Source organism: Neolewinella antarctica (genome assembly GCF_011927835.1).
Lineage (GTDB): Bacteria > Bacteroidota > Bacteroidia > Chitinophagales > Saprospiraceae > Neolewinella > Neolewinella antarctica.
In genome coordinates, this window is the sequence record NZ_JAATJH010000012.1 from 46172 (window position 1) to 60451 (window position 14280).

Consider the following 14280-nt stretch of genomic DNA (forward strand, 5'->3'; position numbering starts at 1 on the left):
GCCTAGAGTAAGCGGCTTCCACTCGCGGTGATGGCAATATCATCCTCCAACCGAATCCCACCGAAATCGTAGTAAGCCTTCAGCTTATCAAAATTGATGAAGTCGGCGCAGATCTTGTCAGCCTTCCACTGGTCGATGAGGGCGGGAATAAAGTAGATACCCGGCTCGACGGTAATTGCGAATCCTTTCTCCAGTTCACGGCCCAAGCGCAGGCTGCTGGTGCCAAACTGGGTGGAGCGTCGGGTATTTTCGTCGTAACCGACCAAGTCTTCACCGAGGTCTTCCATATCGTGTACGTCAAGACCAATCATGTGGCCAAGGCCGTGGGGCATGAAAAGGGCATGGGCACCGGCGGCTACGGCTTCGTCGGGATTGCCCTTGGTGAGGCCGAGATCTTTAAGGCCGGAGAAAATGGTGCGACCCGCGTTATCGTGCAGGGTCCGGTTCTTGACGCCGGGGCGGGCGGCCGCAATACTTTCTCGTTTGGCGCGGTCGACAATTCGATAGATTTCTTCTTGCTTGGTCGTCAGGGGTTGGCCGATGGCGAAGGTGCGGGTAATGTCACCGGCGTAACCGCTGGTTGCTTCGGCACCGGCATCGATCAACAAAAGATCACCTTTTTGCAGGGTGTTGCCGTGGTAGTGATTGTGCAGGATTTGCCCGTTCTTGGTGACGATGGCGGCGTACGCTAACCGTCCTCCACCGGCGATGGCCATGCCCTCGATCAGGCCGGCGACTTCGTGTTCTAATTGGCCCGGGGCGGCGTGGGTTTTTGCGGCGGCGTGCATGTCCATGCTAGTCCGTACGGCGATCGACATTTGCTCTAGTTCTTCACTGGACTTGATCGAGCGTTGGTTGATCACTGCTCTTATCAAACCTTTGTTTGCACCTGCGTTCTCGCCCATCCCCGTAGGGAACAGCGTAGCTAAATGCTCCTTTAGATAAGTCTTGCGATCGGCGCGGTAGGGAGGGAGAAACTTCACCTCCTTGGCGTAAGTCTTGAGAACCGTGGATAATTCTGCCAGCGAGCCACCCCGCTCGGCACCAATCCTTGCGGCTAGCTCCGCAACACTCGGTTGCTCCCCCATCCACACTACGTGGTTGAGGCTAATATCGTCGCCCCAGAGGCGGCTGGCCCCGCTCGCCGCGTCGATTGTCAACGCAAGATCGGGAATGTTGTGGCCGGCGAAGTAGCGGAAGTTAGAATCCTGGCGGAAAGGGTAAGTGTTACCCGCATAATTCATCGGTGCCTCGGCGTTACCGGGGAGGAAAATTAGGCCGGACTGGACGTCGGTGGCTAGTTGCTTGCGGCGGGCGGTGTAGGTGGTGGCGGGGAACATAGGTGGGTTGGTTTAGTATTTGTGTCGTTTACACATCTGATGACCGCCTTTGGCAGCAGCGCAGCTAACTTTTCGACTTATTGGTTGCGCTCCAACTGAAAAGATGCATCCGATGAGAAACGAAGCTAGGTTTCCGTCAAGGTAAGCAGTACTTCTAATTCATCCGGCCGCAATTCCCGCCACTCTCCAACGGGAAGCTTGGCGAGGCGGACGTTCATGATCCGTGTGCGCTTAAGCGCTTGCACTTCGTAACCAAGATACTCACACATGCGGCGGATCTGGCGATTCAGTCCCTGAGTAAGGATGATGCGAAATTTCTGTTTGCCCAACTTCTCTACTTCGCAACGCTTCGTTACCGTGTCGAGAATGGGCACGCCTTCCGCCATGGTGTGGAGAAAATCCCGGTTAATTGGTTTGTTAACCGTCACAACGTATTCTTTATCGTGCGCGTTTTCGACGCGTAGGATCTTGTTGACAATGTCGCCGTCGTTCGTCAGTAGGATGAGCCCAGTGGAGGGTTTATCGAGCCGGCCGATGGGAAAGATTCGTTCGGGGTAGTTGACGAAGTCGATGATGTTGGTCCGGTCCCGCTGGTCGGTCGTGCAGGTGATGCCGGCGGGTTTGTGGAGGGCCAGGTAGATGGTGGTGGGTTTAGCACCGAGAGACTTTCCGTCCAGTAATACGATGTCGCCCTCCTCAACCCGGTTCCCTTTTCTTGCGACCGTTCCGTTCAACGTTACGCGGCCCGCATCCAACAACTTGTCCGCTTCGCGGCGCGAGCAGACGCCGGTGGCGGAAATATATTTGTTGATGGAGATCATTCTGGCTGGTCAAAAGCTATGTACTAACTTCCCCCTCCCCCGGCCCCTTTCACTGCGTGGCTGCCTGCGGCGGTCTAATGGAAGAGGGGAGACGCGACAAGTGTTGGAATATATCAATAAATCAACGATTTTAATTGTACCATACTGCGTATGAGGTAGCATTCAGCCCTAACAAAGTCAAAATGACTGGATTCTGGTATGGTCATTCCGTCGCACTTTACGAATGGTAGAACCGCTACGATTCTTCGTCCTTGCCCCGCGCTGCTTCCTCCTGCTCGAGTTTCGCGGCCGCGGCAGCCTTCGCATCCTTCCGTTTCTGGATCTTGTTGAGCAACTTAGCCGCCCGCAGCATAAAGTCGGGGTGACGCTCATTGTACTCGTTGAACACCATCAGCAAACGCGCGGCGTCGAAGGCAGCGGTGCCGGGCATAATTTGCCGGGCGGCGATGGGGTGGAGCCAGTATTCGAGGTTATGGGTACGCAAGTAAGACCGGTCCGTGTGGAAGTCGACCACCGTAGCCAGTTTATTCAGGCTGAAGAGGTAATCCGTCTCCCGGTTCAGGTCTTTCTGGATGTCGATAATGTTGACGTAGTCAAAGCTCACGCCACTGCGTTCGCAGAGGAAGATATCGCGCCGGCCGTCAAAAACGATCATGTCGTCGAAGCGGTACTTGCGCAGGTTCTTATGGAGGAAGTTCTTGACGGCCGTTTTGGTGGACCGCAGGTTCCGGAATGCGCCCTGGAGATCGCGGTCGGTCAGGCGGAATTCCTCGTCGTAGCGAAAACGCTGGTTCGTCTGCATGTTGAGCACTTCCCGGATGCGGCGCGTCGTGTGGCCGAGATCATCAGTTTCGGCGAAGACGTCGACGATGTCCACGTCGGCCTGGTTGATCCAGGATTCGAGGAAGATCTTGTTGGAGCCGCGTTCGAAGACGAGCAGGGCGATTTCGGAAATAGCGTAAAAATTGGGGTACCCCCCGTAGATATTTCCGTATTTGAGTTCTAGAAAGGCTATATTTTCGTTCACTTTGGGTTGTTGTTTCAGTAGACTCCTCTGGGCCGTGATTGGCCCCATCGAGGTGGGGGTTTAATACTGTTAAGCTGAATCTTGGGAGCGCCCGGTAGGTAGCGAGCGCTTTTTAGTTACTTCGTCGTGCAATACGTTGCGGCAAGTTACGCAATGCGGGTGACAAAATTGCGGCTAATCGACTTCCCTCGTTTCGCCCGGATGACGCCCGCGATAGTTTAGCTCGTGGGCCAGAGCTCGGCTATGAAACGTCCGTCGCGGTAGATTTCTTTTCCGTCGGCAAATATCCGTCCACCGTTTTTCATGTCTGCAATCATATCCCAGTGCACGGCCGATTGGTTCTTGCCGCCACACTGAACGTAGCTCTGCCCGATGGCCATGTGCACCGTACCACCGATCTTTTCGTCGAACAAAATATTTTTGCTGAAGCGGTCGATGGTGTAATTCGTGCCGACGGCCGCCTCGCCGAAGCGACGGGTGCCTTCGATCTGGAAGGTTTCGTCGAGCACGTCCTGGCCTTGCTCGGCCGTCCAGCTTTCGATGTAGCCATCCTTTACCGTCAGCGTTACGCCCCGCACGACTTTGCCACTGTTGATGGCTGGATAATCGAAGTGGATTGTCCCGTTCACGCTCGTTTCTTCCGGGCTGGTGTAGACTTCGCCGGAGGGCATATTTGTCTGTCCGTCACTGTTGATCCAGGTGCGGCCGTTGGTGGTGAAGGTGATGTCGGTTCTGGGGTTGACGTAGCGGAATTCCGTACAACTGTTCAGGCGGTCGACGACGGCTTGCTGGCGTTTGCGGACGTCCAGCCAGGCGGCTTTTGGGTCCGGGCTCGTCGCTTTGGTGGCTTGCATTACGAAATCGGTGTATTCTTCGAGGCTCATGCCGGCTTCTTCAGCCAGGGCGGGGCAGGGGAAGACGCAGGTGTTGCGTTTGAGGCCGCCGGGCGCGTCGCGGTTGGCGGTGCGGGCGAAATAGCGGTCGTGGAAGGGTTTGTGGCTGGCGCGCCGGGCGTCGCGAAGTTCTTTAGCGGGCTGTTCGTCGCGGAGGGAGAAAGGCGCGCCGATGTTAATGTAGGCTTCGAATTCTTCCATCGCTTTTTGGTAAAGCGTGCCTACGTGAGCGTATTGTTCCGGGCTGGCGTAGTCGCGGTAGGCGGCGGCGCTACCTTCCACGGCGAGGTGGTATTCGAGGTGGCCACCGGCTTTTAGGACGGCTTCCTGGAGGGCGGCGATCAAAGGGGCAGCTAGGGTAGTCGAGCTGACGAACAGGCGCTCGCCGGGTTGGAGTTCTACGCAGTAGTTGACTAGTAGGCTGGCGTAGGCTTGTAATTGTTTTGGGGACATGTTTGGGTTTTGGCTGGGGTGGTGCCTAAGATAGTGCGCGGTCGCGGGTGCAAAGATAATATCGGAAGAAGCAGGGAAGTGGGACCTGAGATCGGTGGTTTTCTGGTTGGAAACTGATGGTGAGGGGGAATTGTTATTGAGGTTACTTAGAATGATCATAAACGAGGGGGTGAACCCGCCTCGCAACGTTAGACGACCCTACGGGCCTAAGCATTAACGACCTGTTATAATAATAGAGGTGCCAACACCGTATCTTCGTGGCCCCGTAGCCATTGCTCTTTGCTAATTAACCTTGCACCGGCGACCGCGGCAATTTGTTTTAAACCAACGGCAACTCAAGCCAAAACTAACTACAACCAACATGCGCAAGCAATTTTTCACCCTCCTCCTGGCCTTTACGGCCTTCGGCCTTACCGCCCAGATCAACACGCCCTCCCCTAGCCCCATGGTTAAGATGGAGACCGTAGTTGGCCTCACCGACGTCCACGTAGAATACAGCCGCCCCGGCATGAAGGGCCGCACGATCTTTGCCGCTGACGGACTCGTTCCTTACGGCGAAATCTGGCGCACCGGCGCTAACCAAGCCACCAAGATCACCTTCGCCGAAGACGTTATGGTCGGTGGCCAGGAAGTCAAGGCCGGCAGCTACGCCGTGCTCACCAAGCCCGCCGCCGATCAGTGGGAAGTAATGCTTTTCCCCTACGAAAGCGGTAGCTGGAATAGCTACGTCGAGCAGACGCCCGCCGCCACCGTCATGGCCAAAACCATGAGCACCGGCAGCGAAGTCGAAACCTTTACGATCGACGTACGCAACTACACGACCGACGCGGCCGACCTCGTCATGATGTGGGGCAACACCGCCGCCATGCTACCCATTCAGACCAACGCCAAAGAAGCCGTCCAGGCCAGCATCGAGCGCGTCATGGCCGGACCGAGCATGAACGATTACTTCAACGCCGCCACTTTCACGGCCGAAAACGGCGACGCCAACGAAGCCCTCAAGATGATCATGGCCGCCAACGCCATGGCCGGTGACAACCCCCGTTACTGGATGTTGCGCCGCCAGGGCTTGATCCAGGAGCAACTGGGTATGAAGGACGAAGCTAAGAAGTCGTTCGAGATGTCTTTGGAGAAAGCTAAGGAGAATGATAATATGGATTATGTTCGGATGAATGAGCAGAGTTTGAAGATGATGTAGAGAGAGTAAAGAGGTAAGAATAAAGAGTAAGGACGTTGTACTCGTGCGCTTCGCGCCCTCGGACTTCGGCTTAGGAGTCATTCTTATCAAAAGAGCGTAGCGATCCCGACTAAGTACGGGACCATCCTTACTCTTATCTCTTTATTCTTTCCTCCCCAAAAAAAAGCCGTGGACTCGCCCTGAGTCCACGGCTTTTTCGTGCATCCAATACTCGTCTAACGTTGTTGCCTGCCGAACAGATCAAATAGCCATGAGTGCCACCTCCGTAATGCCGTACTTTATTAAGCCTTCCCAAAATCTTTCCGCCGCCGAGAAGGAAACTGCCTACGCAACCGCCCGGCAGCAAATCCTGGCTACGCTGGGGGAGGAGACGGACGAGCAGATTAAAATGGTGACCGTTAATTGCTTGCTCAAAACTCACTTGCCTTACTTTTACTGGGTGGGATTTTATCTTAACCGGGGTGACGAGACGCTGCGCGTAGGGCCGTACCAGGGGACGCTCGGTTGTCTTTACATTAAATTTGGTCGGGGCGTTTGTGGTAGCGTGGCCCAGTCCGGCAAAACCAAGATCGTTGCCAATACGCACGCGCTGGAGCAAGGTTCGGAGCACATCGCCTGCGACCCGAATAGCCAGTCGGAAATCGTCCTGCCGGTTCTGCGGGCAGATGGTAGTTTGCTGGGTGTTTTTGACGTGGATAGTACGGAGTTGGGTTCTTTTGATGGGGTTGATGAGCGGTGGTTAACGGGATTACTGGGGGGAATTTTCGGGAATTAGCCCGCTTGGTTACACATCTGATGAGCTTTTCCGGCCTTTCGCTTCGCTCGGGCTGGAAAAGACGCATCCGATGAGAACTAAGCTTAGTGGTACTCAACCCTGACATTTGTGGCACACTACTGGACATTTTCAAATTGGACGCTTGGAGGACTCGAAACCCTTCGCTACGCTTTAGTTTCGAGACGCTCCAAGGTTCTAAAATTCTACTTGAGGACCTTGGAGCGTCCTCTGCCGTGAAGCCGAAGGCGAAATTGTTGAGGTCCTCCAAGCGTCCGGGGAAAATGTCCAGTAGTATGCATTTATGGTCATTCTACGAGGATCCACAATACAGTGGCTCTAGCTTCACTGCTGCCAGCGGTTCTCGTCGAATGTATCTTTTTGTGCTGGCACGGAGTGTCTGCGCAAAAAGTTCATCAGAAGTGTAATCGCGTCAACTACCTTCGCCCACCCCAATGGCTACCTATCAAATAAAATTACCCCAGTTCGAAGGGCCCTTCGATCTCCTGCTGTTCTTCATTGAGCGGGACGAGTTGGATATCTACGACATTCCCATCGCCACGGTAACGGACGATTTTCTAGCTTATATGCGGCAGGCGGAGTCTATGGACATCGATCTGGCGAGTGAGTTTGTGCTGGTCGCGGCGACGCTTTGCCGGATTAAGGCGAAGCTGCTCATTCCACGCAAGGCCGTTGATGAGGAAGGTAACGAGATCGACCCACGGGAGGAGTTGGTGGCGCGGCTGCTGGAGTACAAACGCTATAAATCCGTCCTGGAAGAACTTCGCCGCCTGGAAACCGACCGGGGCATGCGTAGTTACCGGGGTAATATTTCGGCTGAGCTTTCCCAAATTGCTACGCGGGCGCTGGTGGATGTCGAACTGGAATCGGTTACGCTTTTTAAATTGCTCAAGGCGTACGAGCGGATGCTGGGGCGGCTGGAGGACGAGGCTAACCGGCCAGCTATTCACGAGATTGCGCAGTTTAGCCACACGGTCGATGAGGAGCAGGAACGGATTATGACGCTGGTTGCGGGGACGGCTTTTGGTAAGGCGCGGCCGAGTTTTACGGAGATTTTTGCGATTTGCGAGACGCGTATTCATGCAATCGTTGCGTTTCTTGGCTTACTTGAATTACTCAATGCGCGCGAGATTCGCTTGATACCCGGAGAGGGGGTGAATAATTTTTGGCTGGGTCTGCCACTTGGGGAGGAGGAGTAAAATCAGGGCGCGGTCCCGATAGCTATCGGGAGTGAAAAGTTGATTGGGCAGGGCCGGACTCCGAAAGCTTTATCCTACTACATAAATAACCTTAATACTTGGACTTATTAACGCTCATTCGGCAAGGTTTCCATCCAAAATAGCCCTGATTCCCGCTAGCGCAATAGCCATTCTCCCCGTCAACAATACCTCCCGGTCAAATTCATTTACTGGCTCGACGTTCACGATTACGTATACCGTTCGCTCACCCGCAACCGCGTAGCCGACGAACCAGCCGTTATTTTGGCCTCGGTCGATGGACCAGCCGGTTTTTCCATAAAGTTTATACCCCTTCCCCTCCGGCCGCCGCATAATGGCGGAGAGTTTAGTATAAGTTTCTGGTCGTAGTGGAAGTGATTGATTTTTGATATTGTGCGGAAACCTTAATTGCTCTAACGGACTAGTGCGGGCGGAGCCGAGTAGCCAGAATACGTCGACGCTGTCGGGCGTGACGGTAATGTCGGCGTAGTTCAGTTTACGCAGATAGTCGTTCATCCGTTCCGCACCGATGGAGCGTGCTAAGCCTCGGTAGCAGGGGACGCAGGACCGGGCGAAAGCTTGTTGCACCGTCAGGTCTTGGTTCCAACCCGCGTTGTTTCGCTCGGTACCATCCCACTCAAATACGGTATTCTGGTCTTTAAGCAGCTCTAGCTCCAGCCCGATTACAGTGTTGGCAATCTTGAAGGTAGACGCAGGAAGTGCGCCTTCCGCTTTCCAGCCGAAATCGTTCGAAAACAAACTGTCTGAGCTCTCGTCGTAGAGGAGGATTGACCCCGTAAGATTGCTGGCAGAAAACAAGCTATCCAGACCGGCTAGCGTCCGACGCTGTTGAAATACTTCGCCGCGCGCATCGGCGCTTAGTACGCCCGTTCTTGACTCCCTGCAGGAGAGTAGACAAAGCAACAGTGAAAATAAAATTAGTCGATACATGGTCTAATTGATGGGTAATTCACCTTACTAGGTTATCCATTAGTCAGACCTAAACGCCTCTCCTATGTCAATACTTGCTCAGTTTATGGTTGCACTCGTTGCTCTCATCCACCTCTGCATTTTTTGGATCGAGGCTTTTGCTTGGGAAACCGCTGGGCCGAAAGCATTCCCCAGCATGCCCCGTGCCTTATTTGGTAGCACCAAAGTCATGGCCGCTAATCAGGGCGTTTATAACGGATTCCTTGCGGCGGGGCTGATCTGGTCATTACTCATTCAGAATGCGGCGTGGTCGGCAAACGTCGGCTTGTTCTTCTTAGCCTGTGTGGCCGTAGCCGGTGTTGTGGGTGCACTGACGGTGGATCGGAAGATTTTGTTTATTCAGATGGTGCCAGCGGTGGTTGGGATCGCGTTGATTCTCTTAAGGTAGATGCAAATTGACTATTGTTATTCACATTTAGCTTGATACCAGTCGTGAAACAACCGAAAAGGCCCATGAAATTATATTCACGGGCCTCCTGGCAAAAAAGCTTTACGGTTCGAGCAAGTTTAGTTGTACCCGGGGTTCTGCGTTATTGCTGGATTGGTATCGATCTCAGATTGCGGAATTGGGAAAACGAGTTCATTCGCGTCGGCGTCAAATCCATCGACGGAAAGGCCGAGGCGGCGGATGTCGTGAATGAAGAAACCTTCGAAGGCTAACTCGCGGAAGCGCTCTTCAAGAATCGTATTAATGCTAATGTCATCTTCGATGTTATCATCATCATCCTCTAACAGTTCAGCTCCCGCACGAGCCCGTATGGTATTTAAATCAGCTAGTGGACTGGCACCGACTTCCGTATCTAGCCGAAGGTTAGTTTCGGCGCGAATAAGGTACATCTCGGCCAAACGAATAAGGGCGATATTACCAAACTGATTACTGTACTTACCGGTGAGGCGGTTACCACTTTGCCGACTGGCGTAGAAGTAATCCCCCCGCACGTCCAACGTATCAGTAAATAGCGTTAAATAAGCATCGGTAACGATAATGTCGCCACCCCGGCCACCATTCTCCTCATCCGCATAATGATTAATTAAATCATTTTGCCCGTCCTGTGAAGTAACCTGAAAGGCGAATAGATCTTCGGTACTGTTTTCGTCATTATTGAATGCGCCGGCATAGTCAGCCGTTAGCATCCGACCGCTATTCAGAATAACATTATTGGCAGCGGTCCTAGCTACTTCATAATTACCTAGTTGCAGATTCACCCTTGCCAAAAGGGCCTGAGCGGAATACTCATCAGCAAAAAAGCTATTTGATCCTGGTAGGATGTCTACTGACGTTTGAAGGTCGGCAAGGATTAGGTCATAGATAGCACTGGTCGGAGATCTATCCAGCGAGAGGTCTACGGCATAATCGGAGATTCCGGTCGTGCGTAGTGGAACACCCATGTCACCGGAACCAAAGTGGCGCACCAAATCAAAATAGCAGAGGCCGCGCAAGAATCTTGCTTCGCCTTCGATACGGTTCCTTTCTTCCGGGTCGCTTTCTATCTTATCCAGGTTGTCTAAGACAAGATTGGCCTGGTTGATCGTTGCGTAGTGATTGTTCCAGAAAAGTGCAATGAAGTTATTATCCGTTAAAATATCTTTCGTAACGACCTGACGGGGGTCGAGAAAGGTTCCCACCCAGGAAATGCGGTCACCAGCACCGAGCAAATCAGCCATAAACTGCATCTGCCCACCGTAGGATTCGTCCTTGCCCGCCTCGGCGTACGCGCCAACCAAAATATTGCGAACGTTAGCCTCCGTAGCCGTGGCGAGTTCTCCAGAAATAGATTGTTCCGGCGCTAGCTCTAATCGATCACCACAGGCGGTGAGGCAGCAGAAAAGGAGGCCGAAAGAGAGTGTGTTGATTAATTGTCTCATGGTTCCGGTAGATTTAGAAGTTTACGTTAATACCCACGGATACCGTCTTAGCGGCGGGGGCGGAGTAGAAGGACTGACCGGTACTCAAGTCATCGTTTGAGTCGTTACGAGATTCCGGGTCGTAGCCGGGGAAATCCGTAAACGTGAGTAGGTTGATTCCAGTGAAGTAGATTTGAGTATCGGACAAGCCTACCTTGTCGTTAAACAGTCTCGGTAGATCGTAACTCAGGGTCAAGTTCCGAAGACGAATGAAGTCAGCTCGGTCCAGGTAGCGAGTGGAATTTGCCGTCCCGTTGCCGCCAAAGAAACGGGCCTCCGGCACGTCCGTAATATCACCCGGGTTCTGCCAACGGTTGAGTTGGTCGACGGTTTGGTTATCGTAAAAATCACCATTTGCTGATTGGAAGCGACCGCCACCGTTGTAGACCGAAGCGCCCCACTCACCCATGAAAGTAAAGTTGAGGGTTACACCCCTGTATGATATTGTATTGGTGAACCCCGCGGTCCAGTCCGGAAACGGATTTCCTACGACTTTTCGATTAGCCTCGTTAACACTATTCGTCGTTTCGCCAGCATCCTCACCATCGCCGTTGATGAAATAAAGTGCGTCTCCGTTTTCGGGGTCCACGCCGGCGTATTCCGGAAGGTAGTGCGCGGAAATCGGCTCGCCAACGCGGTTGATGTTCTGACTGAAAATGACGTCCGCATTGTTGTTAGGCAGCTCAACTAGTTCGTTGAAGTTGCGCGCCGCATTGAAGTTAGCATTCCAAACAAAGCCATCACTGTTAATTAAGTCCGCATTCAGCACGAATTCGACACCTCTGTTATCTAGTATACCGATATTCTGATTAATTGCGGTAGCTCCGGAGCTACCCGGAAGAGGTACTTCAAACAGTAATCCTTCGGTACGTTTGTTATAAAAGTCAATTTCTCCAGAGAGCCGACTATCTAGTAGTCCGAACTCAAGTCCCAAATCTAACTGAGTGGAGGTCTCCCAGGTGAGATCGTTGTTGCCGGGTTGGGTGGGCTGGATACCCGACCGTTGGTTGTAGGACGTTCCCTGAAATAAGAATAGCGAGGGAAAGTTCCCAATCTCGGAGTTACCGAGTTGCCCGTAGCTAAGCCGGAGCTTCAAAAAAGAGAGCGTAGGATTGTTCTGTAGCCAAGGCTCTTGTGAAACAATCCAACCGATTGATCCTGCGGGGAAAATGCCATAACGTGAGTTAGCACCGAAACGAGAAGAACCGTCCCGACGAATACTACCCTTTACGAAGTACCGACCATCATAAACGTACTGAGCGCGTCCAAAATAAGAGAAAAAGGCGTAAGAACTTCGTACGCCTAAACCTTCGGTGATTTCTGCCGCGCTATTGATGGTCTGAAAATCATCAGAGGGAAATTCATTACCGGTAACGCTATTGAAAAATCGGTCCGCTTGGTTGAATTCCGTACCGGCGACTAAATTGATGTTGTGCTTCTCCGTCAAGTCTCTCTCGTAAGTAAGGTAATTAGTAAATACGTAGGATTCCTGAACTGAGTTTGAATTACGGACTTGACCGTTTGTAGCTTGAAAAGGCGTCCGACTACCCCGAAATTGATCTTCCGTTTGGTAACTCATATCGTAGCCAAAGTCAGTATTAAAGCTCAGGCCATCCAAGATTTTGTATTGGCCATACGCCTTGCCGGTCAATCTGCGCAGCTTAGTAACATAGTTACCGAAATCTAACTCCAGGAGGAAGTTAGGGTATACAGTTCCGGCATAAGGAGTACCGTCCGCGAGGCGAGCCGGTGAGATGGGTGCCTGGGCAATTGCCTGGATGGGATTAACGAAGGCGTTGTCATTTGCAATCCGATCGATCGTCGTGGTGGAATAGCCCAGATTTAGTCCCGCAGAAAATCTATCGGTAAAATTGTGCTTTAGATTGGTCCGGGCGGAAAAACGTTCGAGCGCGTTACCGAGTAGGATGCCTTCGGTATCATTGTAAGCTCCCCCGAAGTAGTAGATTGTTTTTTCGTCACCGCCGGAAACGGAGAAGTTAGCGTTGGTCTGACTGCCGGAACGAAATGCTTCGTCGTTCCAATCCGTATCTACCTCACCGTTGCGCCAATCGGTGCCGTTAGAAATAGCGTCGAGCGTTCTGATAACCCTTGCTTCCTCCCCTCCATTTACGGACGCTTCGGTAAGCAGTTCCACGTATTCTTCGGCATTGAGGAATTCTACTAAGTTCGTTGGGGAACTGGTGCCCGTGGACACGTTGAGGTTCATTCTAGCTTTACCGATCTTACCGCGTTTGGTGGTAATCAGGACAACCCCGTTCGCTCCCCGCGCGCCGTAAATGGCTGCGGAACTAGCATCTTTCAAGATGTCGATGGACTCGATTTCGGAGGGGCTCAACGAAAGAAGCGGGTTAGTGGGTGCGCCGTTCTGAGATTCGTTCTGATTGATGAGGGGAACACCGTCCAGCACGTACAGTGGTTGGCTACCGGCACTAACACTGGAAGCACCACGCACCCGGATATTGATACCGGCGTCAACTTTACCGTTGGTCTGCGTCACCCGAACCCCCGCCGCTTTACCGGCAAAGGTGCTTTGAAAATTGGCCACGGGTACCTTGTCAATGTCTTCCGACGAAAGCTTGACTACGTTATCCGTCAGGAAGCGCTTACTGGTAGAGCCGTAGCCAATCACGACAACTTCGTCGAGCGTAGAAGAAGATTCCGCCAGGATGATTTCGTAGGAGGTTACGTTAGTAACGGGGACGTTCTTAGTAATGAACCCCGTATAGCTAATGCGTAGTTGCTTAGCTCCTTCGGACAAGGTCATGGCGAAGCCGCCATCGATGTCGGTAACGGTTCCGCTGGAGGTACCTGCCTCGAGAATAGTAGCACCAATGAGGGGGATGGCCATCACCATCCGTCACGGTACCCTTGATGGCTAGCTGGGCGGAAGCGACCAGACTAACGAGCAGCAACAAGGCTGTTGTTAAGTATTTTTTCATACTGTTATTACTTAGTGAGTGTAAAAGAATTCCTAGTTAAAATCGCTCGCTCAACTAATAAGTACTGGCGAGATTAATTACAAGGTAATCTATGCAATGCGGATAACCTGATGAGAAGCAGGACGGGCCGGGGCCATTAATTGGCTTTCTCTTGCCAAAAGGCTCCTATTTACTAGTGTGGTGGGGAAGAATAAATCATTTGATATTTTTTATGTAGCGTCCGGTATTGCCCTTCACAAATCTACCCTGCACCCGCGGCCGCGCAACTTTAAGCTAAGCTTCTACCACTTATAATTTGGCCTACTGACCACTTTGAGCATCACATAACTGGCGGAAAGAAGTTTTTGAAGAATCGTTTTTACGACACTCCGTTTCTCCACACAAAAAAGCATTCAACCCGGACAGGATCGAATGCTTCTCTTTTAAGAAAATCATACACTTACTAACTGATGTTACGCAGATTATTTCGCCACATAAACACAAAAGCACAAAAATCGGTGTACGGCTACGCCGAAGCACCGTGTACTTACTCTTGTGTGTTTATGTGGCATAACCCAGTTGCGTAAGATTCAGTTACTAAGCCAAAAACCATACTACTAGACATTTTTAACAATCGGGTGATTTTGTCCGGGATCGAGCGCTATTATTCGATAAAGGAACTTTTCCAGATTCGCGCACCAAGG

Annotated in this window: 11 protein-coding genes; 4 read left to right on the forward strand and 7 right to left on the reverse strand. The window is 52.3% G+C overall.

The window, feature by feature from the left end; translation table 11 throughout:
- Positions 1-2: 2 nt before the first annotated feature.
- The 4 genes from GGR27_RS19275 to GGR27_RS19290 form a co-directional block, all read right to left on the reverse strand.
- Positions 3-1340 carry an aminopeptidase P family protein gene (locus GGR27_RS19275; protein ID WP_168040458.1) on the reverse strand — a complete coding sequence of 446 codons (1338 nt, stop codon included), beginning with the start codon at positions 1338-1340 and terminating at the stop codon, positions 3-5.
- 125 nt (positions 1341-1465) lie between these two features.
- Positions 1466-2161 carry a 23S rRNA pseudouridine(2604) synthase RluF gene (gene rluF / locus GGR27_RS19280; protein WP_168040460.1) on the reverse strand — a complete coding sequence of 232 codons (696 nt, stop codon included), beginning with the start codon at positions 2159-2161 and terminating at the stop codon, positions 1466-1468.
- Between the two features lie 235 nt (positions 2162-2396).
- The gene (locus GGR27_RS19285; protein WP_168040462.1) at positions 2397-3188 is read right to left on the reverse strand and encodes a hypothetical protein; all 792 of its coding nucleotides are present in this window, start codon (positions 3186-3188) and stop codon (positions 2397-2399) included.
- 218 nt (positions 3189-3406) lie between these two features.
- Positions 3407-4534, reverse strand: coding sequence for an aminopeptidase (locus tag GGR27_RS19290; protein ID WP_168040464.1), 1128 nt, complete (start codon positions 4532-4534; stop codon positions 3407-3409).
- A gap of 361 nt (positions 4535-4895) precedes the next feature.
- On the opposite strand from GGR27_RS19290, the gene GGR27_RS19295 reads away from it, so the two are divergent.
- From GGR27_RS19295 to GGR27_RS19305, 3 genes are all read left to right on the forward strand, one after another.
- Positions 4896-5732: a DUF2911 domain-containing protein gene (locus GGR27_RS19295; protein WP_168040466.1), complete on the forward strand. Its 837-nt coding sequence runs from the start codon at positions 4896-4898 to the stop codon at positions 5730-5732.
- A gap of 250 nt (positions 5733-5982) precedes the next feature.
- Complete coding sequence (locus tag GGR27_RS19300) at positions 5983-6507, forward strand: GAF domain-containing protein (protein ID WP_168040468.1); 525 nt, start codon at positions 5983-5985, stop codon at positions 6505-6507.
- A gap of 452 nt (positions 6508-6959) precedes the next feature.
- Positions 6960-7724 carry a segregation and condensation protein A gene (locus tag GGR27_RS19305; RefSeq protein ID WP_168040470.1) on the forward strand — a complete coding sequence of 255 codons (765 nt, stop codon included), beginning with the start codon at positions 6960-6962 and terminating at the stop codon, positions 7722-7724.
- Positions 7725-7838: 114 nt separating this feature from the next.
- On the opposite strand, the gene GGR27_RS19310 is transcribed toward GGR27_RS19305, so the two are convergent.
- Positions 7839-8693 (reverse strand): class D beta-lactamase, encoded by an 855-nt coding sequence (locus GGR27_RS19310; RefSeq protein WP_168040472.1) that lies wholly within the window; start codon positions 8691-8693, stop codon positions 7839-7841.
- Between the two features lie 64 nt (positions 8694-8757).
- On the opposite strand from GGR27_RS19310, the gene GGR27_RS19315 reads away from it, so the two are divergent.
- Positions 8758-9120 carry a DUF1304 domain-containing protein gene (locus GGR27_RS19315; protein ID WP_168040474.1) on the forward strand — a complete coding sequence of 121 codons (363 nt, stop codon included), beginning with the start codon at positions 8758-8760 and terminating at the stop codon, positions 9118-9120.
- A gap of 119 nt (positions 9121-9239) precedes the next feature.
- On the opposite strand, the gene GGR27_RS19320 is transcribed toward GGR27_RS19315, so the two are convergent.
- Together GGR27_RS19320 and GGR27_RS19325 are read right to left on the reverse strand one after the other, a co-directional pair.
- The gene (locus GGR27_RS19320) at positions 9240-10598 is read right to left on the reverse strand and encodes a RagB/SusD family nutrient uptake outer membrane protein (RefSeq protein WP_168040476.1); all 1359 of its coding nucleotides are present in this window, start codon (positions 10596-10598) and stop codon (positions 9240-9242) included.
- A 13-nt stretch (positions 10599-10611) separates the two neighbouring features.
- Positions 10612-13506, reverse strand: a complete 2895-nt coding sequence (locus tag GGR27_RS19325; protein ID WP_168040478.1) for a SusC/RagA family TonB-linked outer membrane protein — start codon at positions 13504-13506, stop codon at positions 10612-10614.
- Positions 13507-14280: the final 774 nt, after the last annotated feature.

Bases quoted from the DNA above. Each gene is read 5' to 3' on its own strand.
- GGR27_RS19275 (WP_168040458.1), bottom strand. From the start codon at position 1,340: ATGTTCCCCGCCACCACCTACACCGCCCGCCGCAAGCAACTAGCCACC.
- rluF (WP_168040460.1), bottom strand. From the start codon at position 2,161: ATGATCTCCATCAACAAATATATTTCCGCCACCGGCGTCTGCTCGCGC.
- GGR27_RS19310 (WP_168040472.1), bottom strand. From the start codon at position 8,693: ATGTATCGACTAATTTTATTTTCACTGTTGCTTTGTCTACTCTCCTGC.
- GGR27_RS19305 (WP_168040470.1), top strand. From the start codon at position 6,960: ATGGCTACCTATCAAATAAAATTACCCCAGTTCGAAGGGCCCTTCGAT.
- GGR27_RS19320 (WP_168040476.1), bottom strand. From the start codon at position 10,598: ATGAGACAATTAATCAACACACTCTCTTTCGGCCTCCTTTTCTGCTGC.
- GGR27_RS19325 (WP_168040478.1), bottom strand. From the start codon at position 13,506: ATGGCCATCCCCCTCATTGGTGCTACTATTCTCGAGGCAGGTACCTCC.
- GGR27_RS19295 (WP_168040466.1), top strand. From the start codon at position 4,896: ATGCGCAAGCAATTTTTCACCCTCCTCCTGGCCTTTACGGCCTTCGGC.
- GGR27_RS19290 (WP_168040464.1), bottom strand. From the start codon at position 4,534: ATGTCCCCAAAACAATTACAAGCCTACGCCAGCCTACTAGTCAACTAC.
- GGR27_RS19315 (WP_168040474.1), top strand. From the start codon at position 8,758: ATGTCAATACTTGCTCAGTTTATGGTTGCACTCGTTGCTCTCATCCAC.
- GGR27_RS19300 (WP_168040468.1), top strand. From the start codon at position 5,983: ATGAGTGCCACCTCCGTAATGCCGTACTTTATTAAGCCTTCCCAAAAT.